Annotated in this window: 21 protein-coding genes; 5 read left to right on the top strand and 16 right to left on the bottom strand. The window is 65.9% G+C overall.

The window, feature by feature from the left end:
* Positions 1-126: 126 nt before the first annotated feature.
* From U0177_RS26985 to uvrC, 3 genes are all read left to right on the top strand, one after another.
* The gene (locus U0177_RS26985) at positions 127-1,857 is read left to right on the top strand and encodes a CAP domain-containing protein (protein WP_409573786.1); all 1,731 of its coding nucleotides are present in this window, start codon (positions 127-129) and stop codon (positions 1,855-1,857) included.
* A 145-nt stretch (positions 1,858-2,002) separates the two neighbouring features.
* A complete protein-coding gene (gene trpD, locus U0177_RS26980; protein WP_409573785.1) occupies positions 2,003-3,019 on the top strand; it encodes an anthranilate phosphoribosyltransferase in 1,017 nt (338 codons plus the stop codon).
* Positions 3,020-3,246: 227 nt separating this feature from the next.
* Positions 3,247-5,295, top strand: a complete 2,049-nt coding sequence (uvrC, locus tag U0177_RS26975; protein ID WP_409573784.1) for an excinuclease ABC subunit UvrC — start codon at positions 3,247-3,249, stop codon at positions 5,293-5,295.
* On the opposite strand, the gene U0177_RS26970 is transcribed toward uvrC, so the two are convergent.
* The 14 genes from U0177_RS26970 to U0177_RS26905 form a co-directional block, all read right to left on the bottom strand.
* The gene (locus U0177_RS26970; protein ID WP_409573783.1) at positions 5,287-6,090 is read right to left on the bottom strand and encodes a cytochrome c oxidase assembly protein; all 804 of its coding nucleotides are present in this window, start codon (positions 6,088-6,090) and stop codon (positions 5,287-5,289) included. The genes uvrC and U0177_RS26970 overlap by 9 nt on opposite strands.
* 321 nt (positions 6,091-6,411) lie before the next feature.
* Entirely contained in the window at positions 6,412-6,723 is a 312-nt protein-coding gene (locus U0177_RS26965) for a cytochrome C oxidase subunit IV family protein (protein ID WP_409573782.1), read from the bottom strand.
* Between the two features lie 114 nt (positions 6,724-6,837).
* Positions 6,838-7,518, bottom strand: coding sequence for a heme-copper oxidase subunit III (locus U0177_RS26960; protein WP_409573781.1), 681 nt, complete (start codon positions 7,516-7,518; stop codon positions 6,838-6,840).
* Between the two features lie 97 nt (positions 7,519-7,615).
* The gene (ctaD, locus tag U0177_RS26955; RefSeq protein WP_409573780.1) at positions 7,616-9,541 is read right to left on the bottom strand and encodes a cytochrome c oxidase subunit I; all 1,926 of its coding nucleotides are present in this window, start codon (positions 9,539-9,541) and stop codon (positions 7,616-7,618) included.
* 17 nt (positions 9,542-9,558) lie between these two features.
* Positions 9,559-10,668 carry a cytochrome c oxidase subunit II gene (gene coxB / locus U0177_RS26950; protein WP_409573779.1) on the bottom strand — a complete coding sequence of 370 codons (1,110 nt, stop codon included), beginning with the start codon at positions 10,666-10,668 and terminating at the stop codon, positions 9,559-9,561.
* Between the two features lie 543 nt (positions 10,669-11,211).
* Entirely contained in the window at positions 11,212-11,997 is a 786-nt protein-coding gene (locus U0177_RS26945; RefSeq protein WP_409573778.1) for an SURF1 family protein, read from the bottom strand.
* 165 nt (positions 11,998-12,162) lie between these two features.
* Positions 12,163-12,678, bottom strand: coding sequence for a hypothetical protein (locus U0177_RS26940; RefSeq protein ID WP_409573777.1), 516 nt, complete (start codon positions 12,676-12,678; stop codon positions 12,163-12,165).
* Between the two features lie 34 nt (positions 12,679-12,712).
* Positions 12,713-13,384 carry an SCO family protein gene (locus U0177_RS26935; protein WP_409573776.1) on the bottom strand — a complete coding sequence of 224 codons (672 nt, stop codon included), beginning with the start codon at positions 13,382-13,384 and terminating at the stop codon, positions 12,713-12,715.
* A gap of 82 nt (positions 13,385-13,466) precedes the next feature.
* Positions 13,467-14,042: a heme-copper oxidase subunit III gene (locus tag U0177_RS26930; RefSeq protein ID WP_409573775.1), complete on the bottom strand. Its 576-nt coding sequence runs from the start codon at positions 14,040-14,042 to the stop codon at positions 13,467-13,469.
* Entirely contained in the window at positions 14,043-14,252 is a 210-nt protein-coding gene (locus U0177_RS26925; protein WP_409573774.1) for a cytochrome C oxidase subunit IV family protein, read from the bottom strand.
* Positions 14,253-14,379: 127 nt separating this feature from the next.
* The gene (locus U0177_RS26920; RefSeq protein ID WP_409573773.1) at positions 14,380-16,281 is read right to left on the bottom strand and encodes a cbb3-type cytochrome c oxidase subunit I; all 1,902 of its coding nucleotides are present in this window, start codon (positions 16,279-16,281) and stop codon (positions 14,380-14,382) included.
* A 90-nt stretch (positions 16,282-16,371) separates the two neighbouring features.
* Entirely contained in the window at positions 16,372-17,379 is a 1,008-nt protein-coding gene (gene coxB, locus U0177_RS26915) for a cytochrome c oxidase subunit II (RefSeq protein WP_409573772.1), read from the bottom strand.
* A 493-nt stretch (positions 17,380-17,872) separates the two neighbouring features.
* Complete coding sequence (locus U0177_RS26910; RefSeq protein WP_409573771.1) at positions 17,873-18,154, bottom strand: YkgJ family cysteine cluster protein; 282 nt, start codon at positions 18,152-18,154, stop codon at positions 17,873-17,875.
* Positions 18,151-18,981 carry an MBL fold metallo-hydrolase gene (locus tag U0177_RS26905; protein WP_409573770.1) on the bottom strand — a complete coding sequence of 277 codons (831 nt, stop codon included), beginning with the start codon at positions 18,979-18,981 and terminating at the stop codon, positions 18,151-18,153. The genes U0177_RS26910 and U0177_RS26905 overlap by 4 nt, the downstream gene beginning before the upstream one ends.
* A 346-nt stretch (positions 18,982-19,327) precedes the next feature.
* On the opposite strand from U0177_RS26905, the gene U0177_RS26900 reads away from it, so the two are divergent.
* Positions 19,328-21,340: a sigma-70 family RNA polymerase sigma factor gene (locus U0177_RS26900; protein WP_409573769.1), complete on the top strand. Its 2,013-nt coding sequence runs from the start codon at positions 19,328-19,330 to the stop codon at positions 21,338-21,340.
* Here the strand turns inward: U0177_RS26900 and U0177_RS26895 are convergent.
* Together U0177_RS26895 and U0177_RS26890 are read right to left on the bottom strand one after the other, a co-directional pair.
* On the bottom strand, positions 21,337-22,206 hold the full coding sequence (locus U0177_RS26895) for a TlyA family RNA methyltransferase (RefSeq protein ID WP_409573768.1): 870 nt from the start codon (positions 22,204-22,206) through the stop codon (positions 21,337-21,339). The genes U0177_RS26900 and U0177_RS26895 overlap by 4 nt on opposite strands.
* A gap of 28 nt (positions 22,207-22,234) precedes the next feature.
* Complete coding sequence (locus tag U0177_RS26890) at positions 22,235-22,543, bottom strand: hypothetical protein (protein ID WP_409573767.1); 309 nt, start codon at positions 22,541-22,543, stop codon at positions 22,235-22,237.
* Between the two features lie 302 nt (positions 22,544-22,845).
* Here U0177_RS26890 and U0177_RS26885 point away from each other — a divergent pair, with 302 nt between their 5' ends.
* The gene (locus tag U0177_RS26885; RefSeq protein WP_409573766.1) at positions 22,846-23,364 is read left to right on the top strand and encodes a hypothetical protein; all 519 of its coding nucleotides are present in this window, start codon (positions 22,846-22,848) and stop codon (positions 23,362-23,364) included.
* Positions 23,365-23,408: the final 44 nt, after the last annotated feature.

Below are 23,408 nucleotides of genomic sequence, written 5' to 3'. Positions count from 1 at the left end.
TTTCAACTTGAAGCATTCGTCCAACTTATGCTATACTCACTCGCAACTACCCCGCAATCGTCATCGAAATCAACAGGGATGCTCATGGGCAGACGTTCGCCGATCGCGTTAGCTCTGTTGCTCGCTTTGTCCCTTTCCTCCGCGCTCGCGGCCGCTCCGCCGACCGCGCAAACCCCCGACCTGGCCTACAACGAAGCAATGGCGGTGTACCTCGCCAACCTCGGCCGCCGCAACCAGGGCCAGCCGCCGCTGCGCGCTAACCGCCAGCTCACCGAGGCCGCGCGCTGGTTTGCGTGGGACTCGGTCGAAAGCCGGGCATCCGCCTTCTGCGGCCATACCGATAGCCTGGGCCGCACATCGGATCAGCGCGCGCGCGCGTTTGGCTACCTCGGCAGCGCTGGCTCCGAAAATGCGCTGTGCGGCTACGCCAACCCCAGCGACGCGGTCAATAGCTGGCTGAATAGCCCGTCGCATCGCGCGAACCTGCTCGACGGCACCGTGCGCGAGACCGGGCTGGGCTACTACCAGCGCGCCGGCGACGGCCGCGGCTACATTGTGCAGATGTTCGCCAGCGACCCCGACTCCATGCCCGTGGTGATCAACAACGAGGCGCCCTCCACCAGCTCGCCGCAGGTCAGCCTGTATGTGTATAACCGCGTCGACAACGCCTCGTTTGCCGGGATCAACGCCTCGCGCTTCATGCGCGTCGCCAACAACCCGTGCTTCAACGGCGCCCAGTGGCAGCCGTTCGTCGCCGAGCAGACCACCACGCTGGCGGCCGGCACTGGCTGGCGCACGCTGTACGTGCAGACGCGCGACCGGCTCGATCGCACCGCCACCGCCAGCGACGCGATCTACCTCGGCAGCGGCGTGCCGCCGGCCGAGCTGAGCCTCGATCAGCAGAGCACCACCTCGCCGTACGTGACGATCTACAACCTCAACGGCGGCTCGTTCAACCAGGTGCAGTTCAGCCCCGGCTGGATCGTCGACGACACCTATACCACGTTCGAGCGGCTCTCGGGCGCGGCGGCGCGCGTGAACGACGCTGCGGCGCTGGGCGGCACGGCGTTTCAGCTCGGCGCGGGCGGCCCCAGCTCGGCCTGGGTCTGGACGACAACCTTTCTCAAAGGCGTGCCGCTGGTAGCCTACGTGCGCCTCAAGGTCGACAGCAACGCCAGCCCCGGCGAGGTCGTCAGCTTCACGATCGGCGGCGGCGGCACCAGCTATGGCCCGCTGTCGCTGCGCGGCAGCGACTTCGCGGCCTCGGGGCAGTACCAGGAGTTCGCGCTGCCGTTTGTGTTCAATAACAACTCCAACGATCAGTTCTTGACATTTAAGTTCGCGCGCAGCGGCCCGACCGCAGTGTCTATCGACTCGATCGCGATCTACAGCCAGCCCCAGCCGATCACCGGCAAGTCGCTGGTGTGGGCCATCCCCGGCGGCAACTATCGCGGCCAGGGCATCCAGCTGCGCTATACCGACGGCGCTGGGCATTTCGGCGCGCCGGCCGAGGCGCAGACGGTGCCCGACGGCATTGCGCTCGACGAGGCCTCGCAGTCGCTGCTGGCCCAGCAGAATGGCTCGCTGCACCCGCAGGCGTGGGTGAACATCGAGGCCGACTGCCTGGGCGGCGCGACGCTGAGCGCCACCAGCGATGCTGGCTGGCTGCAGCCGCAGATCGTGGGCGACCAGCTGCTGCTGAAAGTCAACCAGGCCGGCCTGGCGCTCGGCCACTACCAGGCCGCCGCCACCGTCAAGGCCCCCAGCCTGCCGAATGTTGCGCCGGCCCAGGTGTCTGTTGCGCTCGACGTGGTGGCGCACCTGAGCCAGTCGTTTATGCCGCTCGCGCAGCGCTAGCGGCGCGGCCCCGCTTCCCCAAACTTCCTCGCCCACCCCGCCGCTCGCCCGAGCTGGCCGTGCGCGAGCGCGCCGCAAAGCCTAAAACGCAATCGGGTGAAGCTGGTATAATAGCCGCCGCAACGGCCCCAAAGGAGAAAACAGCATGTCTATTCGTGACCAGATCATCCAGCTGGCACGCGGCGGTGATCTGTCGCAGGCCGACGCCGCCAGCGCGATGGAAGAGATGATGACGGGCGTGGCCACGCCGGCGCAGATCGCCGCGTTTCTGACGGCGCTGCACCTCAAGGGCGAGAGCGAAACCGAGATCGCCGGGATGGCCCAGGTGATGCGCGAGAAGGCCGTGCCCGTGCACTACGACGGCGCGGTGCTCGATACCTGCGGCACTGGCGGCGATGGCTCGGGCACGTTCAATATCTCGACGACGGCGGCGTTTGTGGCGGCCGGCGCCGGCGCGACGGTGGCCAAGCACGGCAACCGCGCGGCCTCGAGCGCCTGCGGCTCGGCCGACGTGCTCGAGGGCCTGGGCGTGAATATCGAGCTCGACGCCGACGGCGTGGCGCGGTGCCTGCGCGAGGCCGGGATCGGCTTTATGTTTGCGCCGAAGTTTCACCCGGCCATGCGCTACGCCGGGCCGGTGCGCCGCGAGATCGGCATCCGCACCGCCTTCAACATCCTCGGCCCGCTTACCAACCCGGCGCGCGCGCGCCACCCGGTGCTCGGCGTCGCCAACGCCGGCCTGGCCGAGAAGCTCGCCCGCGCGCTCGCGCGCCTCGACACGGCCCACGCACTGGTGGTGCACGGCCACGGCGGCCTCGACGAGCTGGCGCTCAGCGGGCCAAATATTGTCTACGAGGTGCGCGCCGGCCACGACCCGCAGCGCTTCGATCTCTCGGCCGGCGACCTGGGGCTGGCCGCCGCGCCGCGCGATGCGGTGCTCGGCGGTGATGTGGCCGCAAATGTCGCGACGCTGCGCGCCATCCTTGGCGGCGACGACACCGGGCCGAAGCGCGATATCGTGCTGCTCAACGCCGCAGCCGCGTTGGTAGCCGCCGACATCGCCCCCGACCTGCGCGCGGGCGTCGAGCTGGCGCGCCAGAGCCTAAGCTCGGGCGCGGCGCGCGCGCGCATGGAGCGCATGGTCGCGGCTAGCCGCGCCTAGCGCGGCGCCCCGCCCACCATGGGCAGCGCATCCAGCCACAGGGCTCGTGTAACGTCGGCCTTCTCTCCCGCGCTCGCGAGCGGGGGAATTGTTGTTGGCATCGCGGTGCGATCGCAAAGCTACCGCACCAGCACGCCTGGCAATCGCCCTGCCGGCGTTGCCGCACCGGCCGCCATGGGGTATACTACACCCGTTCTACTGGAGCGGATGTCTACTGGCCGGACGCTATGCCACACCTATCGTATACCGCCGTCGACGACCCGGCGCGCTTCGAGGAGCGGCTGAAAAACGTGCCGCTCGCGCCCGGTGTCTACATCTGGAAAGACGCGCAGGGCAAGATCCTGTACGTTGGCAAGAGCAAAGCCCTGCGCGACCGCATGCGCTCGTACTTTGGCGCGCCGCGCGGCCTCAGCTCGAAAACCCGCCGCCTGGTCTCGAATATCGCCGACTTTGAGATCATCATCACCAGCTCCGAGCTCGAGGCGCTGCTGCTCGAGATGAACCTGATCAAGCAGCACCAGCCCAAGTACAACATCCTGCTGAAGGATAACAAGAGCTACCCATTCATCCGCGTGACGCTGCACGAGCCCTGGCCGCGGGTGTTCAGCACCCGCAACACCCCCGACGATGGCTCGCGCTACTTCGGCCCGTACTCCAGCGCAGGCACGGTGCGGCGCGTGCTGAAAGAGCTCAACCGGCTGTTCGCGTTTCGCCCGCCCTACGACTGCAAGGACGACAAGTTCAACCGCCACCGCAAGCTTGGCAAGCCGTGCATGTACCACGACATCCACCGCTGCCTCGGGCCGTGCGTGCCAGGGCTGGTCGCGCGCGAAGAGTACCGCGCCACGATCGAGTCGGTGTGCCGCTTTCTCGAAGGCAAGAGCGAGCAGATCGTGCGCGACCTGCGGCGCAGCATGGCCGCCGCCGCCGAGAACATGGAGTACGAGCGCGCCGCTTACCTCCGCGATCAGATCCGCGACATCGAGCAGATCAGCCAGCGCCAGCAGGTGCTGCGCACCGTCGACACCGACCAGGACGTGATCGCGTTTGCGCGTGAGAATGGCTCGGCAGTGGTGCAGGTTTTCTACATCCGCGGCGGCAAGCTGATCGGCTCCGAGCCCTTCGCGCTGCAGAATACCGAAGACGAAGGCGACGCCCAGCTGCTCTCGTCGTTTCTCACGCAATTCTACGATAGCGCCGCCCAGGTGCCGCCGAACATCCTGCTGGCCGACCACGTCGAGGAGCCCGTGATCATCGAGCAGTGGCTGGCTCAGAAGGGCGGCCACAAGGTCGAGATCCAGGTGCCGCGCCGCGGCGAGAAGCGCAAGCTGATCGAGCTGGCCGAGCAGAACGCGCGCCAGAAGCTCGAAGAGATCCGGCTGCAGTGGCTCAACACCGAGCAGAAGGCCGTGGCCAGCCTCAGCGAGATCCGCGACCTGCTGGGCCTGCCCGGCCTGCCCGCGCGCATCGAGTGCTACGATATCTCGAATACTCAGGGCACCAATTCGGTTGGCGCGATGGTGGTGTTCGAGCACGGCGAGCCAAAGAAGAGCCGCTACCGCAAGTTCAAGATCCGCACCGTCGAGGGCGCCAACGACGTCGCTTCGATCCAGGAGGTGATCCGCCGGCGCTTCAAGCGCGCGGCCGAGGCTGCCGGCGAGGAGCTGGCGGCGGGCGTGCAGGACCCTGGGCTTAATCCCGACGGCGACGCTCGGGCGGCGCAGGCTGGCCAGGGCGGCGAGGCGTACGACGAGGTTGCGGCGCACGAGGGCGGCGAGGTGCTCGACGAGGTCGAAAATCCCAAGTCCAAGGCGCAGAGCCAGGATGAAACCTGGGCCGAGCTGCCCGACCTGATCTTGATCGACGGCGGCGTAGGCCAGCTGAACGGCGCACTCGAAGTGCTGCGCGAGCTTAACTTCGCGCACATCCCCACCGTCGGCGTGGTGAAGGGCGCGAACCGCGACCGCTTCGACCTGCTGCAGCCTGGCGCGGCCGAGCTGATTGTGCTCAAGCGCGACGGTGCCGCGCTGCGCTTGATCCAGACGATCGACGAGGAGACCGACCGCTTCGCCAAGAACTACCACCGCAACCTGCGTGCCAAGTCGGCGCTTAGCTCGACGCTGGAAGAGATCCCTGGCATTGGCCCGAAGCGCCGGCGCGCGCTGCTGCTGGCGTTCGGCTCGCTTGAGGGCATCCGCGCCGCCACCGTCGAGCAGCTCGCCGCAGTTCCCGGCATGACGCGCAAAAGCGCCGAGGAGATCAAGGGGCTACTGTAGGCCGGCCGGGCGCATGTCCTGGCTGGGCTGGCGGTCGTCGTCGTTGAACCAGCGGAAGAACACGATCGTCAGCACGCCGAGAAACACCAGGGCGCCTGGCACCCACATGATCAGCCCGGCGATCTGCTGGTCGAGCTGAGGCGAGATGCCCCACACTCGCGGCGCCCGGCCGTAGGTCGGGTACAGGATCCAGCCCGCGAAGGTGATCAGCGCGCCCAGGATGGTCGGCGGCAGCGACTCGAGGAACAGGTACAGGCACTGCGCCGGCTCGGCGATGCGCGGCAGCTCGTCCATCGGGCTAAACACCGGCCACCAGGTCAGCGTGGCCGTCGTGATGAACAGCACGTGCTCGAATGCATGGACTGGCGCGCTGCGCAGCGTGGCCTCGTAGTAGGCCGGCGTGTGCCACACCGCGAACACCAGGTTGAAGCAGAGAAACGTGAAGAGCGGGTTGGTGAGAAACCGGCCGATCGGCAGCGCCAGCGGCAGGCGCAGCAGCGGGCGGAACAGCCAGCGCGGCGTGCCGAGCAGCAGCAGCGGCGGCGCGATCAGCGTAATCAGCAGGTGCTGCACCATGTGCGCCGAGAGTAAGTAGCCGTCGCCTAGCGTCTCGATCGGCGAGCACAGCGCGATCAGCAGCACCAGCGAGCCGAGCAGAAACGTCTGCACTCGCGCGGCCGACACCGGCGCGGAGCCGGGGAAGCGCGCGCGCAGCGGCCCGACGCATGCCAGGTATGCGCCGGCCTGAAGCACCAGGCCAAGCAGAATCAGCGGATCCCAGTTCCACCCGAACATCTACGTCTCCCCACGAGCGGCTTGAGAAGGGCGGTGTTTCGGCGGGTAGCGATCACATTCGCGGCCGCCACTGATGACTTACACTTTGGTGGGGGTTTGGGGGCGGCGAAGCCGCCCCCAAACTTCTTATTGTGTTGCACGACGTGGCTTCGCCATGTCGTGCAACACAATCTCTACGTGATCAAGCGGACAGCGTATGAGAGGGATGCGCAAGGGTTATAGCTCCGCGCACTCCGCCTTTTCAGACATGCTCTCCGATACGGCGGCAGGCAAGCACAGCCGGACAGGCCGTTGCCTATTTGCCGTGCCTTGCGGTGCCGCTCAGCCGCCGATGCCGACGTGGCCGCTAAAGAGCGCCTGGAACGCCAGCAGCATAGTGGTGGCCATTAGCAGCGGCGCGATGAACAAGAACTTGAAGATGTTCGCGTCGCCGCGCAGGTGCATGAAGAACATCACCACCGCCGCGCCCTTCACCACCATCATGATCAGCAGCAGCGCAAGCAGCACGATCTGCGGCAGCCCAATGAATGTCACGAGCACCTCGGCCACCGTGATCACCGCCAGCACCGCGCCGACGAGCAGGTAGAAGCGTGGCGTGTGCTCGGCATGCCCATTGGAATGTTTCTCGGCCATGTTGCGGAACTCCTCACAGTATTACGAGAAACGCGGTGGCCCGCGATATAGTCTCTTTCTGCAGCCCTAAACCCATCGCGTAACTGCGATTCTAGCGAGGCACAATGCCGGCGGCTAGCCACCGGCGTGGCGGAACAGCACCAGCGCGGCTTCGGGCGCGAAGTCGGGCATCAGGTAGATGATCGTAAAAATGCCAACCCACACCAGGTCGACGAAGTGCCAGTACAGGCCCGCCAGCTCGATATCCATCACGTTCTCGCGCGATTTCGGGTAGGCCCGCACCTTGAAGAACGTCGCCAGCAGCCAGATTACGCCGATCGCCACGTGCGTGCCGTGGAAGCCCGTCAGGATGAAGAACGTCTGCCCGAACAGGCTGGTGGGCATGGTGATGCCCTCGCCGACGATCAGCTCGGTGAACTCGTAGGCCTGGCCGCCGAGGAAGCACAGCCCCAGTCCGGCGGTCGAGAGCATCCAGATCGTGAACTGGCGGCGGTCGCCGCGGCGCGCTGCCGCCAGCGCCAGCACCATGGTGACGCTGCTGGCCAGCAGGATGGCCGCCAGCGCGCTGGTGACGCCGATCCCCAGCACTTCTTTCGGGTCGGGGCCGCCGGCCGCGAGGTTGCGCGGCTTATACACCAGGTACACGGTGATCAGCGCGGCAAAGAACATCACCTCCGAGCCGATAAAGGCCCAGACGCCGAGCTTGCGGCTGTCGACGTGCATCGACGTGGCGTGGTCGGCCTGCACGCCATGGCTAGCCGCCGAGTGGCTGGATGTCGTGGAGATCTGGCTCATGCGTTGCTCCTCAATACAGGTACAGAGCCAGGAACCGGGCGCTGAGAACCATCGCGGGCGTCCGGTTCTTGCCTCTCGGCTCCTGGCCCTCTGCTAGCTAATGCGCGGCGTCGGCGTGGGCGGCCCTGACCCAGCGAACAATCGCGAAAGCGATGATCGCCAGGCCGACAATCCCCAGCAGCGGCACCGGTACGTCGGGCGAGACGAAGCGGTACAGCGCGCCATAGCCGGCCACCGTCACGCCAAAAGCCAGGATCAGCGGGGCGATCGTCGGCGAGGGCATGTGGATCGGGCCTTCATCGCGCGCCTCGGCCTGGCCGGCGCGCGCGCGCTGCAGCATCTCGCCGCGCTTCAACGGCTGCGTGCCCGGCTCGTGGGCCATGTCCAGCTCGGGGTATTTGGTATCCCACAGCGGGCGGCGGCTATACACCGTCGGAATGCGGTCGAAGTTGTGAGGCGGCGGCGGCGAGCTGGGCGTGGCCCACTCGAGCGTCGCGGCGTCCCACGGGTCAAGCGGCGCTGGGGCGCCGTTGCGCAGGCTGGTGAGCATATTCCAAATGAACACCAGCACCGAAAGCGCCAGCGCGAATGCGCCGATCGTCTCGATCAGGTTCCAGATCTCCCAGCCCATGCCGGCCTCGTAGGTGTAGTAGCGGCGCGGCATGCCCTCGGTGCCAAGGATGTGCATCGGGAAGAACGTGATGTTGAACGCGATCAGCATGAACCAGAACTGGAGCTTGCCCAGGCGCTCGTTGTACATGCGCCCGCTCATCTTTGGGAACCAGTAGTAGAACCCGGCGAAGATCGCGAAGATGCTGCCGCCGAACAGCACGTAGTGGATGTGCGCCACCACGTAGTATGTGTCGGTCTGCTGCGAGTCGATCGGCGGCGAGGCCAGCGTAATGCCGCTGATGCCGCCGATAATAAACATCGCCACGAACCCTACCGCGAAGTACAGCGGCGTCTTCAGGCGAATATTGCCAAGGTACAGCGTGGCGATCCAGTTGAAGATCTTCACGCCGGTCGGCACGCCGATCAGAAAGCTGCCGGCCGAGAAAATCGCGTTCACCAGCGGGCCCATGCCGGTGGCGAACATGTGGTGCGCCCACACCGTGAAGCCCAGAAAGCCGATCGCCACCGAGGAATAGGCGATGAACGCGTAGCCAAAGATCGGCTTGCGCGAGAAGGTCGGCAGGATCTCCGAGATGATGCCCATCGCGGGCAGGATCATGATATACACCTCGGGGTGGCCGAAGAACCAGAACAGGTGCTGCCACAGTAGCGGGTCGCCGCCGCCGCTCGGGTTGAAGAAATTGGTGCCGAACTGGCGGTCGAAGAACAGCATCACCTGGGCGACGGTGAGGCTCGGGAAGGCGAAGATAATCAGGAACGACGTCACCAGGTTCGTCCAGACAAACAGCGGCAGGCGGTTGAAGGTCATGCCGGGGGCGCGCATGTTCAGCGTGGTGACGATGAAGTTGAGCGCGCCGGCGATCGAGGCCACGCCGGTGATGCCCAGGCCCAGCACCCAGTAATCCATGCCCGTTGTGGCCGAGTAGGCCTTGCTGCTGAGCGGGGCGTAGGCAAACCAGCCCGCGCCGGGCGCGCCGCCGGTGATAAAGCTCGAGTAGAGCATGAGGCCGCCAAAGATGAACAGCCAGATGCTGAGCGCGTTCAGGCGCGGGTAGGCCATATCGCGCGCGCCGACCATCAGCGGCACGAAGTAGTTGCCGAAGCCCACCAGCAGCGGCATGATCGCCAGGAACACCATGGTGGTGGCGTGCATGGTGAAGATCTGGTTGTACGTGTCGGGCGATAGAAAGGTGTTGTTCGGCGTGCCCAGCTGCACCCGGATCAGCAGCGCCTCGATGCCGCCGAGCACAAAGAAGAAGAACGCCGATACCAGGTACATGATCCCGATCTTCTTATGGTCGACGGTGGTGAGCCACGAGAGCCAGCCACCTGGGTCGGCCTTGGTTTGTTGGATGCGTACCTGCGAGACAGGACGCTCAAGTGTTGCCATTGCTGCCTCCAGCTATGCTAGCGCTCTGCGGGCTTCTCGATTGGCACCGTCTGGCTTTCGAGGAACGCGACAATGTCGGCGATATCCTGGTCGGAGACGACCCCAGGCTTGATCACGGTGCTCATAATATTGCCGGGCTTGACGGCGCCGGGGTTGTGGATCCACTGGCTGAGGTTTTCGGGCGTGTTCGGCAGCGCGCCGGCGCCGATCGTCTCGCGGCTGCCGAAGTAGCTCAGGTTCGGGCCAGTGACGCCCACCGCCTCTTTGTAGCCGCCGATCGCGTGGCAGGTGATGCACAGGTTTTTCACGTTCAGGAACGCCTGCTCGCCGCGCACCGGGTCGCCGGGGCCGAGCCGCGCTGGGTCGGCGCCGCTGGGCTGGAACGAGGGGCCTACCGGCTGCTGATGCTGGCGCACCCAGGTGTCGAACACGTCGGGCGGCACGGCAATCACGCGGAAGCGCATGACCGCGTGCTCTTCGCCGCAAAACTCGGCGCACAGCCCGCGATAGATGCCGGGGTTATCGGTCTTGAACGACAGGTAGTTCACATTCTGCGCGCCGGGGATCGCGTCGGTCTTGCCGGCCAGCTTCGGCATCCACGGGTCGTGGATCACGTCGATGCTGGTCATCTTGAACTGCACCGAGCGGCCGGTCGGAATGTACACGTCGTTGGCGGTGACGATCTTTTTATCTTCGTACTGGAATTCCCACCACCACTGGTGGCCAATCACCTTGATCTGCACTGCGTCGGCCGGCTGCGTGGCATTGACCGCCTGGGTGCGGAACGTCAGCACTGCGATCACCAGCAGAATCAGCGCCGGCGCGATCGTCCAGAGGATCTCGATCCGGGTGTTGCCGTGAATCTGCGCCGGGATGGCGTCGTTCTCGGAGCGCTGGCGGAAGCGCAGCACCGCGTAGATCAGAATGCCCTCGACCACCACAAACACGCCCAGAGCGGCCCAGAACACTGGAACCATCAGGTCGTAGACGCGCTGCGCGTAATCCCCTGCCGGGTGCGTCGTCGTAGCCGGGAGATTTTGGCCGCAAGCAGAAAGGAGCAGCGCCGCGGCGAGCAGAGACAGGGTTGTAACCAGAGGCAGCCTTGAAGGGTGGCGACGTGCCCGCATGGAACCTCCTGCTAGGCGAATGAAACTGACCAACGGCTGACACCGCCAGGCGACGGTTGCTACTCGCGATCGGGCGATCACAGAGCCAGTTTAGCCGTGTATCATCCGCAATGCATACCGAAAATAAGTGAAATTTTGCACGTTTTTGATTATACTCAGTCTTGGGGTTTCGTCAACTGAAATCGAGGCAACACAAACCGAAGGGAGTGCGATCGGGCGATCGCTCCGAGGGTGAAAGGGGCGTCAGATTGTAGTGGCGCCTATAGCCAAGAGCAGGTTGTGTAGCTCGGCCGCGATGGCCGGTGTGGGTTGGTACCTCTGGCTACTGCGCGCACGGGCCGCGCATGGCGGGCCTCGTGTAGCGCATGGGCACGCGGCGCCAAGGGTTTCATCGGCTGTATGAAAAGAGCACCGGAGGAACACAGTTCTTCCGAGTGCCTTTTCTCAAGTAGCCGCTAGTAGCTCGCCACAGGTATGATGCGGTGGTGGTGCGGGGGCGTGCAAAGGCCCACCAAACCTCCATCAGAACCACTGTGGTGACCGCTAGCATACAAACGATTCATACGGAAGCGCGCTGGCTTTGGATCTCGCGCCGGCCGATTGGCGCCAGACATAGCGCGGGTAGCCCAGCGCCAGCACCATCGCGAAAACAAACCACTGCACGGCATAGCCCAAGTGCGGGCCTTCGCTCAGATCTAGCTCGGGCTGGCTGCGCGCTGGCAAGCCCTGCCAGGCTGCCTCGGGCGACTGCTGGATGTATGCCGCCAGCAGCGGACGATTCGTCTGCTGGGCGATGCGCTCGACATTCGCCATATTCCACGTGAGCAGGCGTTCGCCCGGCGCGGTTGCAGGGTCCGGTACGCCACCGAAATCGGGACGGCTCTGTGAGGCGCGTATGACGCCGCGCACCGTCACGAGGCCCGGTTCGGCGAACTGGGCGCGGCGCTCGGGCCTGGCCTGTTCTTCAGGCACCCAGCCGCGATCAACCAGGATGGCCTGGTTGGTGCCGGCGATCAGCAGCGGCGTCAGCAGATGCACGCCCAATTGGCCATCGCGCACCTGGTTGCGCAGCGCAACTTCCTGGCTGTGGTCGTAGGTGCCGCTGACGCTGACCGCGCGGTACTCCATGGCCGCGAGGTCTTCGTTGAGCGCGGCGCCGTCGAGCACGAGCGCTGGCCGGGCCTGCTGCGCCGTCACACGCGCGTTAAAGGCCTGGCGCTGCGCCAGCCGATCGAGCTGCCAGATGCCGAGCCGGGCCATCACTGCTACGGCGGCAAGCACCAGCAGGGTTGTCCACCACCATTGCCTATTGAAAAATAGCCTGAGCATGGGAGCGCTCCGCTTATCAGTCAGGGCTTACGCATTCGCCGCTCGCGCGAGCGGTGGAGTTGGCGCGTTCAGTCTTCGGCAGAGCTGCGTATGGTTTTCCGTCCGTAGCGCGGAAAAACCATACACAGGCTGATCAATACGTACCTTGCCCCGCTTCTGCCGGGCTTACAGCGCTACCGGCCGCGCGGCCGCGCGCCGTGGCGGCCGGATGATCAGGCTATACAGCCCGATCAGCACGCCCATTGGCGGGCCGGCCAGCACCACCGCCAGCACGCGCGTGGTGGTTGTCACACGCGCGCGCACGTCGAGGCCTAGGTAGCGGCTGGGCTGAAAGCTACAGGCGTAGGTGTACTTATCGGCGCGCTCGAGCAGCAAGCTCGCGCTGGTGCCGGGCGGCACCCACACCGGGCCAAGCTGGTGGTTCACGCTGTCTTCGTTTTTCACCACCAGAGTGTCGCCGATCACGAACACAAGATCCGCCGGCAGCGCCGGGCCAGGGGCGCCGGCCGCGACTTTGTCGGCGGTGCCGGCCGGGATCACCAGCTCGACGCGCTGCGGTACGTGGTCGCTGCTGTCGCGCAGCAGCGCGAAGGCCACTTCGCTCATGGCCCATGCCAGCACCAGGCCAAACAGAAAGGTCGTGAGCAGCCGTTGGGTGATCGGCGATCGCAGGAAACGCATACAAACCCCTTTTTACCGGTGGCGCCGTGCTTGCTTAGCGTGCCTCGTCGATTAGCGCGCGCACGTCGTCGGCAAGCGTCTCGGCGCCAATATCGAGCGCATACGTCAGCCGCAGCCGGCCGCGCGCGTCGATCGCATACACCCGGTCGCTATGGTCGACGGCGGCTGGGTTGGCGGCGCGTACCGCCGCGCTTACGCCATAGCTGCGCCAGACTGGCCGCAGCTCGGCGGGCGTGCCGCTCAGGCCGACAAAGCTCGGGTCGAAGTTGCTCAGGTAGGTGCCAAGCTGCGCAGCGCTGTCGCGCAGCGGGTCGACTGTGACAAACACGAAGCGCACGCGCTCGGCCTGCGGGCCAAGCCTTCGGCGCACCAGCTTAAACTCGGCCAAGGTGGCCGGGCATGCGTCGGGGCAGCTGGTGTAGCCGAAATACAGCAGCACAACGCTGCCGGCCTGGGCGCTCAGCCGAAACGGCCGGCCTGTCTGGTCGGCCAGCGTGAAATCGGGAGCGGCAGCGGGCGGGTCGATCAGCGAGCCGTGGAATACATACGGCTGCGCCAGCAAGCGCGCCAGCGCCAGCCCGCCGATCGCCAGTACGGCGACGAGCAGCCCGAGCCACAAGGCGCCGCGCGCGCGCTGCAGGCGCGATCGTGCCAGGGTGGTCGGGCGCGGTGCGGCGCGCGTCTCGGGGTTGTCGATTTCGAGCATACAGCACTCGGGCTGAGAGCATGCCTGAAATGGCGGATGCGCGAGGAGCATAGCCTCTCGCGCACCCTTTTCAGACAGCTGCTTAGCCGGCCACGCGGCCAATCAGGTACAGCGCCGGGTAGAAGAAGATCCACACCACGTCGACGAAGTGCCAGTAGTTCGCGCAGGCCTCGACTGCCCAGTGCCGCTCGGCGCTGTAGCGGCCATTGCGGCCATTGCGGTACACCACTGCCAGGAACAGCACGCCGGTGAGCACGTGGAATGCGTGCATGCCGGTCATCATGTAGAACGACGAGCCCTGCGCGCCGTCGCCGGGGCCAAATGGCGCGTTGCGCCACTCGAAGCCCACCACGCCGATGAGAAAGCCCAGGCCAAGCACCATGGTGATCAGCACGCCATTCAGAAAGCGCTTCTGGTCGCCGTGCGCAATCGCCGTCTCGGCGCGGTTCATAAAGAAGCTGCTGACCAGCAGCACCGACGTCACAATCAGGCCAAGCGTCTGGTCGAGGTCGGGGCGCAGGCCGCCGAGCAAGTAGAAGCGCGTCACCAGCAGGCCCAGGAACACGAACGAGTCCGAGAGGATGAACAGCCACAGCCCGAGCCGGGCATTCGCCATCTTGTATTCGTAGGAATGCACGTGAGAGGTATCGACAGCCATTTAGTGACCTCCATCCTGGGCGAAAGCGCGCGGCAGGTGCATAAAGTATTGCAGCACGATCGCAGCCTTCACCAGCGCGATCAGCACCAGCAGAAACGTCAGGCTGGTGGTCGTGGCCAGGATGTACTCGACGATCGTCATCGCGGCCAGGATCACCAGGATCACCACGCCGCGGCGAAGCTCGGCGGCTTTGGCTTGGGGTTTATCCATTGGTTGCTTTCCTCATTTTCTGACGCAAGTTCGGTGGCGTCCGCGCCACGAGCCGATTCTGCCCGCTGCGCCCAGATGCCGGCGCCCGGCGCCAACATCTGAGCGTCTTCCTGCGCTTCTCGCGGCGCTAGTCGCCAGCTGCGCCGTGGGGTGCGAGCGGCCGGCCGTGCGGCGCGGGCGCGGGGCCTTTACCGGCATTCGGGTCGATGCTGACATACGCCGGGCTGGCGCCGTAATCGTACGGCTCGGCGATCACCTCAAACGGGTAATCGGCGTAGTTATGCGCCGGCGCCGGCGAGGGCAGCTGCCACTCGGGCGAGCGCGAATGCCAGATGTTCTCGGTGGCGGCCTCGCCGCGGCGGATGCTGTTGATCAGATTGATCACGAAGATCAGCACCGACAGGGCGATCAAAAACGCCGCGATGGTGATCACCAGGTGCGTGCTGTCGAAGCCCTGCGCCGGGTCGTAGTCGGCGATGCGCCGGCGCATGCCCAGCAGGCCCACGCGCATCTGGCCGAACGTCATGACCCAGAACGACGGCGTCATGAGCCAGAAGTGGATCTTGCCCAGCCGTTCGTTCATACGCCGCCCAGTCATCTTCGGGAACCAGTAGTAGATCGCCGCGAAGAACGGGTAGACGAAGCCGCCGAACATGGTGTTGTGGAAGTGCCCGACGATCCAGTAGGTATCGTGCAGGTGCAGGTCGGTGGCGACGGTGCCGTTGGGCGGCCCGGTGAGCCCACCGAACAGGAACACCACGATCGCGCCGAGCACAAACAGCATCGGCGTGGGGTACTCGATCTTGCCGCGCCAGAGCGTGCCAACCCAGCTGAAGAATTTCACGCCGGTCGGCACGGCCACCAGCATGGTGCTATACATAAATGGCACGCGCAGGTACTCTTCCATGCCCGAGGTGAACATATGGTGCGCCCACACCAGGAAGCCGACCAGCGCGATGCCCATCGACGACATTGCGATCCACTTGTAGCCGAACAGCGGCTTGCGCACGAACACCGGCAGCAGCTCGCTGATGATCCCCAGGCCCGGCAGAATGAACACATACACCGCCGGGTGCGAGTAGAACCAGAACAGGTGCTGGAACAGGATGACATTGCCGCCTTTCTCGGGGTCGAAGAAGCCGAGGCCGAGCAGGCGCTGGATCATGACCATCATGAACGAGAGGCCGATCAGCTGCGTGGCGGTCATACCGATCAGCGCGGTGGCGAACGCCGCCCACACAAAGATCGGCATGCGGAACCAGCTCATGCCCGGCGCGCGCATGCGCACCGTCGTCACCACCAGGTTGATCGAGCCGAGGATCGACGAAAGGCCCACCAGGTACACGCCGAGGAAGAACATCTGCATGCCCAGCGGCGCGCGCACGCTCAGCGGCGGGTAGCCCGTCCAGCCGGTGTCGAAGCCGCCAAGCGCCAGGCTGCTCACCACCAGCAGCGCGCCGGGCACGTTGACCCAGTAGGCCAGCGCGTTCAGGCGCGGGAAGGCCATATCGCTAGCACCGATCAGCAGCGGCACCAGGTAGTTCGACATCGCGCCGACGCCCAGCAGGATCGAGGCGATCATCACGATGCCGTGCAGGCCCATGAGCGTATTGTAGAGCTGTGGCGTCAGGAACTGCATCCCCGACTCCGCCAGCTCGGCGCGGAAGATCAGCGCGAACAGGCCGGCCAGCATCAGCACGATCACCGAGGTAACCCCGTACTGAATGCCGATGATCTTGTGGTCGGTCGAGACATTAAAGTAGTGCGCCCATCCCGGCAGGCGCGGGTCGGGCTCGTGATGCTCGGGGGTATCGTGGCCCAGCGCCCACTGCGTCCAGTCGGACATCACGCCGGTGCCGAACAGAAACGCGATCGCGCCGACAAGCGCGCCAACCACCGCTACCGGCTCGGCCGACCAGGCGTCCAAGCCGATCAGGATGCGAATGAGCACTGCCAGGCCCATGCCAACCGCAGTGCCGATGATCTGGGCGATGAACCCGCGAACAATCCCTAACGAGAGTATCCTCACGCACGATCTCCTTGGATTTCAGTAAAGGCCAGGGGCCAGGAGTGAGCGGGAAAGGATGCCCGCCTCCGGCCCCTACCTTCCGGCGCTTGATTATTTCAGGCTCTTGATGTAGGCGATCAGGTCGCTAATCTGCGCGTCGGTGAGCACCTTGGCGTAGGTTGGCGGCATGATATTCGGGTTGAAGCCTTTGACGATCTGGGCGTTCGGGTCGACAATCGCGGTATGCAGGTAGGTGTCGTCGACAGCGACGCTGGAGCCATCCGCCAGGGTCACTTGCTCGCCGTAGATCCCCTTCCAGCTTGGCCCGACGATCACCTTGCCATCGATCGAGTGGCAGCCGGCGCAACCGGATTGTGTCGCCAGCTTCTGGCCGCGCACCACCGGGTCGTCGGAGACCTTGCTCTGATCCTTCACCCAGGCGTCGAAGGCAGTCTGCTCAAGCACCACCACCGGGCTTTCCATGTAGGCGTGCGAGGTGCCGCACAGCTCGGCGCAGCGCACCTTGTACGAGCCGAGCAGCGTCGGGGTAATGCGCAGCTCTTTGACCATATCGGCGCCGGGCAGCACATCTTGCTTGACGCGGAACTCGGGCACCCAGAACGAGTGGATCACGTCGGTGGACGACATGACCAGCAGTACCTGGCGGTTCACCGGCAGGTTCAGCGTATCGGAGGTGATGCCGTAGTCGGGGTATTCGAACTTCCAGGCCCACTGCGAGGCGGTCACCTTCACCTGCATGGCCTGCGGGTCGACGCGGCGCGTCTCGGCGAGCGCCTGTGCGCCGATATACGCGAAGTACAGCACGATCCCAAGCGGAATGATCGTCCAGGCGATCTCCAGCCCGGTGTGGCCTTCGAAATGGTCGCCGTAGCCAGTGTCGCCCGGCCGCCGCCGAAACACCACTATGCTGTACAGCAGAAAGACGACGATCAGGGCGAAGAGAAACGAGATCACTTTGATGTGCAAACCGAACAAGTTGTCGATCGGCACCGCTTGCGCGCTGGCCTGCACCGGTAGCAGCCCGATGCTTCCCAGGAGCAGATTGACAAGTATTGTGACAATAAGCACAAGGATTCCAACGACGGCGAAATGCTTCATGCCACCTCCTACGATCTGGTGATAGACGACGCGGTCTGTACGTGTTGGGCTATTTTCCGCTTGAAATTGACGTTCGACGGCGGTTCGCCCGCTGGCACATCGGGCAAAACCAGGCACACGGCATGTCCTGCCGAGCCGCGCCGCTAAGGCGCCAAGGCAGGGGCACACTCACACCAGGCCCGGTGTATAGATTAAAAACCGCTGAGGAAAGCTACACCAAACTTATACAATACTTTGTGAATTTTTGTGGTTGAAAACTCTTAACCGTTCGGGAACATTTCTTAACTGTTATGCCAATCCCACCTGAGCGCTTTTTGTGATGCTCCTGCCCGGCTTCGCCGGACAGGGCATCACAATTTTCAATGCCGTGTGCGGTTTTCCGCGCTCGCGCGGAAAACCGCACACGATACAAAGAAAAGTCCTAAAGAAATTTCGCGAGCGGCAATGCCGCCCGCTGCCCTGCCATAAAGCAAGCGATCAGCCGGATTTGGTACTAGCGGTCGCGCGGCGGCGCAGTGGCCTGCTCGAGCTGAGTCAGCCAGATCAGCGCCTGGGCCGAGGTTTCACCGCACATTTCGCGGCTTGGGCGCAAGCTTATGCAGACGGCCGGGCGCTCGGGGTGGCCAAACAGCATGCAGCGATTATCGGGGGTAAGCTGCGCGCAGCGCACGCCGGCCGGCTTGCCATTGGGCATGCCTGGGATGGGCGAAGAGATCGAGGGGGCGATGCAGCATGCGCCGCAGCCGGCGCGGCAGGCAAGTGTTTCGTCGCTCATGCCGGCACCCAGCGTAGCCGCGCGCCAGCCTGGCGCAGCCTGCCGAAGCCCGCGATATGCGTCGCCAGCACCAGCGCGTCGCCGGCCAGGATCTCGGGCAGCAGCGCCGCGCGGCTCGCGCGCGTGGCGGCCGGGTCGGCCCAGTTGACCAGCCACTCCGGCCGCTCGACTTCGAGCGGGTGGTGGTACAGATCGCCCAGGCAGAAGAGCGACTGCCCGCCCGCGCGCAGCCGGACTATCTGGTGGCCGGGCGTCTCGCCGGGGGCAGGCAGCACGCTTACGCCGCCCCCGAGGTCGCGCGCGCCGTCGACAAGCTCAAGCAGCCCCGCGCGTGCAATCGGCGCGAGCGCGCGGTGGGCCAGCGTCGCCGGGTCGGCGATGGCGGCTTGGGCCGCGAGCCAATCGGCCCGGCCGACCAAGTGCCGCGCGTTGGGGCAAAGCGCGGCGTATGCGCCGCCCTCGGCGCGCACCAGGCCGTTGTAGTGGTCGGCGTGCAGGTGTGTCACAACCACGTGGGTGATGTCGGCCGGATGAAGCCCGAGCGCCGCGAGCTGATCGGCCAGGCCCGGCGGCGGGCGGTAGCCCGGCGGCGGCTCGAGCGTGGCAAGATCGGCCGGGTCGCATGCGTCGACGAGGATCGCGGCGCCGGGCACGCTGATCAGCGCAGCCTGCACCGGCACGGGCTGCAGCCGCGCGAACAGCGGCGTGGACACGCCCCACTCGGCGCGCGGCACCCCCAGCCACTCGGCAAGGTCGGCGGCGATCGTGCCAAGGTTCAGCGCCGCCACGCGCGCGTGGCCGAGGTGAAGCATGTGCTGTGGCATCATAGTGGAGATCGATTGCTTTTGCGGCAGCCTGCGATTGCGCGCAATCATACCAGATTTCGGGGTAACTTTTCGCCCTCGCGGCGGGACTTATTTATACGAGTTACGCAGTGTTCTCCCGCGTGGGAGGTTTGGAGGGCGCAAGCCCTCCAAAATCACTTGGCAGGTCGCGGCCACGGCGGTGGCCGCGACCTGCCAAAAAGGAAGTTTTCGGGGGCGGCAAAGCCGCCCCGAACCCCCACCGCGTAACTTGTGTTATTGATAGGAGCACGTAGGCAGCTGGCGGGGGCGAGCCTTCGGAAGAGCGCAAAACCGCCCACCGATTGAGCCAGCGCAGCAGAGTGAAGCAGTGAACGAGCGCCCACTTTCCCAGCTTGTAGCCGATGCGCAACACGGCGACGCCGCAGCGTTTGCCGAGGTGGTACGGCGCTTTGCGGGCATGGCGCAGCGGATCGGCGTGGCGATGCTCGGCGACCGCCACCGCGCCGAAGACGCAGCGCAAGAGGCGTTTATCGACGCGTACCTGTCGCTGGCCAAGCTGCGCGACCCAGCCGCCTTTCCAGGCTGGTTTCGACGGATTGTGCTCAAGCACTGCGAGCGGCAGATCCGCAGCGAGCGCGGCGAAGTGCCGCTCGTGGAGGTGCTGCAGTATGGCGATGGCACGCCCGACCTGCTCGACACAATCTACACCCGCGCACGCCTCCACAAAGCGCTGGCGGGGCTCAGCCAGCGGCAGCAGGTGCTGCTGCGCCTGTTTTATATCGAGGGCTACTCGCAGCGTGAAATTGTCGAGATGGTTGGCTGGTCGCTGCCGGCCATCAAGAAACAGCTTTTCTTAGCCCGCAGCCAGATGCGAGAGGAGATGTACGACATGCAACCGACACCGAATACGCCAGTGGCAGTTCCCGGCACCGCGCAGCGCGTCGAGTTCTTTCTCGCGCTCCAGGCCCGCGATGCTCAGCGCGTAGCGCAGCTGGCGCGCCAGCTGCCGGCGCTGCTCGGGGCGTTCACCGAGTGGGGCGAGACCGACAACCGCAACTATTGGCCGCTGGGCTACACCGCACTGCACTATGCCGTAGGCGTCGGCGACGCGGCGCTGGCCGACGCGCTGATCGCCGCCGGGGCCGACGTGAACGCGCCTAGCAAGCACAACTTCGCGACGCCGCTACACGTTGCGGTGCTGCAGCAGCGAGGCGAGCTGATCGGGCGCCTGCTGGCGGCGGGCGCGAACAGCGGGGCGGCGAACTGCAATGGCCAGTCGGCGCTCCATTTCGCGGCCTACCGTGGCGACACCGACGCGGTGCGCCAGCTGCTCACGAGCGGGGCAGCCGCGTCGCTCAAAGACGCCGGGGGGCGCACACCGCTCGATTGGGCGCTGCATCGCGACAGCGCCGCCGCCGATATGCTGCGCCAGGCCGGAGCGGCCGCGCTTCGGCCGGAACTAGCCATTGCACTGCCGGCGCCCGACCGCGCGGGCACAATCTTTGAAACCGGTATCAAGCTGATCGACCTGTTTGCTCCGCTGGCGCGCGGCGCGGTCAACGCGCTGTTCACGCCGCTGAGCGGTGTGGGGAAAGTGGTGACGCTGGAGCAGCTGATCGAAACGGTGGCGCGCCGCTATGGCGGGCGAACGATCTTTCTCGGCATCGAGGCAGCCCGCTACACCGGCGCGGACCTCGCGATCGAGCTGAACGAAGTTGGCCTGGCAGGCGCGGCCGGCCTATTCTTTGCGCGCGCCGGCGATACGCAATCGCTGAGCAATGCGGCCGCCGCTGCGCTCGGGCGGCTGGATCGGGGACGCGAGACCTTGCTTATGGCCGACGCGCAGTTTGCCGAGGTGGATGGCCTGCAGGCGCAGATCGAGGCCGCCGCGGCCGGCAGCGTGACGCTGCTGTGGTATGGCGATTACACGGCCGGCGCCGAGCCCGAGCGTTTCGCCCGCGCGCACGCCGTGGTTGGCTTTGAGCTCTGGCGCGCGCTCAACGGCTACTGGCCGGCAATCGACCCGCTGCGCTCGCACTCGGATCTGATTGGCGGCCGCCATGCCGCGCTGGCCGCGCGCGCGCGTTGGCTGCTGCGCCGATACGAAGACCTGCGCGTTCTTGTCGAGCGCGACCCGCGCGGCGCCGACGCGCTGGCGAGCGACGACGACCGGGCCGTGGCCAGGCGCGGCCGCAAGATGCACGCGTTTCTAGCCCAGCCGTTCGGCGTGGCCGAGCTCTGGACCAACACATTTGGCGAGTATGTGCCGCTGGCCTGGGCGCTCGACGGGCTGGAGGCTGTACTCGATGGTGTAGCCGACGACGTGGACGAGGCGCAGCTACGCACGATCGCCGGGACGCGGCTGTACATCCGGCGCTAGCGCACCAGCGCGGCCGCGATTGCGCGCTCGGCGTCCAGCTCAGGCCCAGGGCCGCCGAGCCATGCCAGGAACTCGACGTTGCCGGCCGGGCCGGTGATCGGCGAGCGCGCGAGCCCGTGCGGCGGCATGCCGATCTGCGCGGCGAAGCTCAGCACGCCGCGCAGCACCGCCGCGTGGGCGGCCGGGTCGCGCACCACCCCGCCCTTGCCAACCTGCTCGGCGCCAGCTTCGAACTGCGGCTTGATCAGCGCGACGACCCAGGCGTGTGCCGCAACCAGCCGCTGCACCGCCGGCAGCACCAGCCGCAGCGAGATAAATGATACGTCGATCGTGGCGCAGTCGGCGAGCGGAGGATCGGAAAGAAGGCCGGGTGCCAGGGCGCCCGGCTCAATTTTCCCGCCCGCGCTGTGCGATTGTCGGCTAACCGGCTGATCGTCGGCGGGCAGCGCCTCGAGGTAGCGGATATTCGTGCGCTCGACCAGCCGCACGCGCGGGTCGTTGCGCAGCCGCCAGTCGATCAGGCCGTAGCCCACGTCGACGGCGTAGACGCGCGCGGCGCCGTGCTGTAGCAGCACGCTGGTGAAGCCGCCGGTCGAGGCGCCGACGTCGAGCGCGCGCAGGCCCGCCGGGCTGAGCGCGAAGGCCTCGAGCGCGTGGGCCAGCTTGTAGCCGCCGCGGCTGGCGTAGGGCAGCGACTCGGCCAGCTCAACCTCGGCGTCGTCGGCGACAAGCGCGCCGGCCTTGGTGTGCGGCGCGCCGCCGACGCGCACCGATCCGGCGAGGATCAGCGCCTGGGCTTTGCTGCGGGTTTCGGCCAGGCCGCGCTGCACCAGCAGCTGATCGAGCCGGGTTTTCTGCTTGGCCATGGTGTCCCTGCCGCGCGCCACCGCCGCGCTATGATTCCTCGGCTTCGAGCCCGGCGATATAGGCCTGCAGCCAGGCCGGCGCCGCGCCGCCGAGGGCTTCGCTGCGCGCGCGCAGGCGCGCCAGCTCGGCGTGGTGGCTGCGCGCCGGGGCACCGGGGCTGGCCGCCGGCTCCGGCGCCTGGTCGGGCTGGGCGTCGAGGTAGGCCACGACGAGCTCCGACACAAGGTCGGCCAGGTCGAGGTCGCGCGCGCGCACGATCGCCGCGAGCTTCTCGCGGTAGCCTGGCGCCAGCAGCAGCCGGGTTGGGATGCTGAACAGCCCTTCGTGCTCGGTCATAGCCACCTCCTGGCGCCATTATAGCACCTCGGGCGCGCACTTCTCCAAACCGCCACGCGCCGGCGTTCATATTCATGAAGGGGTTTGCTGAACATTTGCAGGACTTACGCAGCTGGCGTGCTCAGCCTTCGGCAGAGCGGTACCTCATTCCGTAGAGGTGCGGTTTTTCCGCGCGGAGCGCGGAAAACCGCACACACGATGAGCAAAAAGTACCTTGCTGCCGCAGGCACCATGCACGGCTTGGGGAAGCCGAACAGCGCAGCTGCGTAACTCCTAATTTGTATCGAAAGGAGCATGCAGCCATGGCAAAGAAAATGACGCAGGCCGCAGGCATGCCGTTTGCCGATTTCCTGCGCACCTGGTGGTACCTGCCAGTCACCGTATGGACCGACGCATTCGCGAATTTCTTCCACCCACAGCTATTTCTGGGATGCAACGTCGAAGACGCGAGCGACGAGTACCACGTGCTGGATGAAGTTGGCAGCTACGGGAAGCAGCTCAGCCAGATCGTAAAGGCCACCGACGTGCTGATCAAGCACCTGCCCGAGCAGCTGCCGCCCGAGGATGCGCTGGCGGTGCGGCAGTTCCGCGAGTACGAGGCGCGCGTAGACGCGGCGCTAGCCGAGAGCCGCGGCCCGCTGCCGTCCGACCTGACGGCGGGCTACGCCGAACGGCTGGGCAAAGCGCTGCGTGCCAAGCGCCAGGAAAGCACCCCGGAAGAGTTCGGCCAGCTGATCGCCAAGCTTTTGCTCGTGGCCGAGCGCAGCGCCGGAATGAGCGACGCCGACGCCGCTGCATTCGGGCACGCGCCTTCGATGTAGGCGACGAAAGGCAGCCACGATGAACGCATCACAGTGGGCGGCTG

This window comes from Kouleothrix sp. (assembly GCF_046328425.1).
GTDB lineage: Bacteria > Chloroflexota > Chloroflexia > Chloroflexales > Roseiflexaceae > Kouleothrix.
The sequence above is the reverse complement of the archived record's forward strand: the minus strand, read 5'-3'. Positions and strand labels throughout refer to the sequence as shown.

What these genes read in the sequence shown, in the direction of transcription:
- U0177_RS26965 (WP_409573782.1), bottom strand. Translation starts at nt 6,723, where the DNA reads ATGGCCGAGAAACATTCCAATGGGCATGCCGAGCACACGCCACGCTTC.
- uvrC (WP_409573784.1), top strand. Translation starts at nt 3,247, where the DNA reads ATGCCACACCTATCGTATACCGCCGTCGACGACCCGGCGCGCTTCGAG.
- U0177_RS26925 (WP_409573774.1), bottom strand. Translation starts at nt 14,252, where the DNA reads ATGGATAAACCCCAAGCCAAAGCCGCCGAGCTTCGCCGCGGCGTGGTG.
- U0177_RS26905 (WP_409573770.1), bottom strand. Translation starts at nt 18,981, where the DNA reads ATGATGCCACAGCACATGCTTCACCTCGGCCACGCGCGCGTGGCGGCG.
- coxB (WP_409573779.1), bottom strand. Translation starts at nt 10,668, where the DNA reads ATGCGGGCACGTCGCCACCCTTCAAGGCTGCCTCTGGTTACAACCCTG.
- U0177_RS26890 (WP_409573767.1), bottom strand. Translation starts at nt 22,543, where the DNA reads ATGACCGAGCACGAAGGGCTGTTCAGCATCCCAACCCGGCTGCTGCTG.
- U0177_RS26935 (WP_409573776.1), bottom strand. Translation starts at nt 13,384, where the DNA reads ATGCTCGAAATCGACAACCCCGAGACGCGCGCCGCACCGCGCCCGACC.
- trpD (WP_409573785.1), top strand. Translation starts at nt 2,003, where the DNA reads ATGTCTATTCGTGACCAGATCATCCAGCTGGCACGCGGCGGTGATCTG.
- U0177_RS26945 (WP_409573778.1), bottom strand. Translation starts at nt 11,997, where the DNA reads ATGCTCAGGCTATTTTTCAATAGGCAATGGTGGTGGACAACCCTGCTG.
- ctaD (WP_409573780.1), bottom strand. Translation starts at nt 9,541, where the DNA reads ATGGCAACACTTGAGCGTCCTGTCTCGCAGGTACGCATCCAACAAACC.
- U0177_RS26970 (WP_409573783.1), bottom strand. Translation starts at nt 6,090, where the DNA reads ATGTTCGGGTGGAACTGGGATCCGCTGATTCTGCTTGGCCTGGTGCTT.
- coxB (WP_409573772.1), bottom strand. Translation starts at nt 17,379, where the DNA reads ATGAAGCATTTCGCCGTCGTTGGAATCCTTGTGCTTATTGTCACAATA.
- U0177_RS26960 (WP_409573781.1), bottom strand. Translation starts at nt 7,518, where the DNA reads ATGAGCCAGATCTCCACGACATCCAGCCACTCGGCGGCTAGCCATGGC.
- U0177_RS26910 (WP_409573771.1), bottom strand. Translation starts at nt 18,154, where the DNA reads ATGAGCGACGAAACACTTGCCTGCCGCGCCGGCTGCGGCGCATGCTGC.
- U0177_RS26885 (WP_409573766.1), top strand. Translation starts at nt 22,846, where the DNA reads ATGGCAAAGAAAATGACGCAGGCCGCAGGCATGCCGTTTGCCGATTTC.
- U0177_RS26930 (WP_409573775.1), bottom strand. Translation starts at nt 14,042, where the DNA reads ATGGCTGTCGATACCTCTCACGTGCATTCCTACGAATACAAGATGGCG.
- U0177_RS26940 (WP_409573777.1), bottom strand. Translation starts at nt 12,678, where the DNA reads ATGCGTTTCCTGCGATCGCCGATCACCCAACGGCTGCTCACGACCTTT.
- U0177_RS26895 (WP_409573768.1), bottom strand. Translation starts at nt 22,206, where the DNA reads ATGGCCAAGCAGAAAACCCGGCTCGATCAGCTGCTGGTGCAGCGCGGC.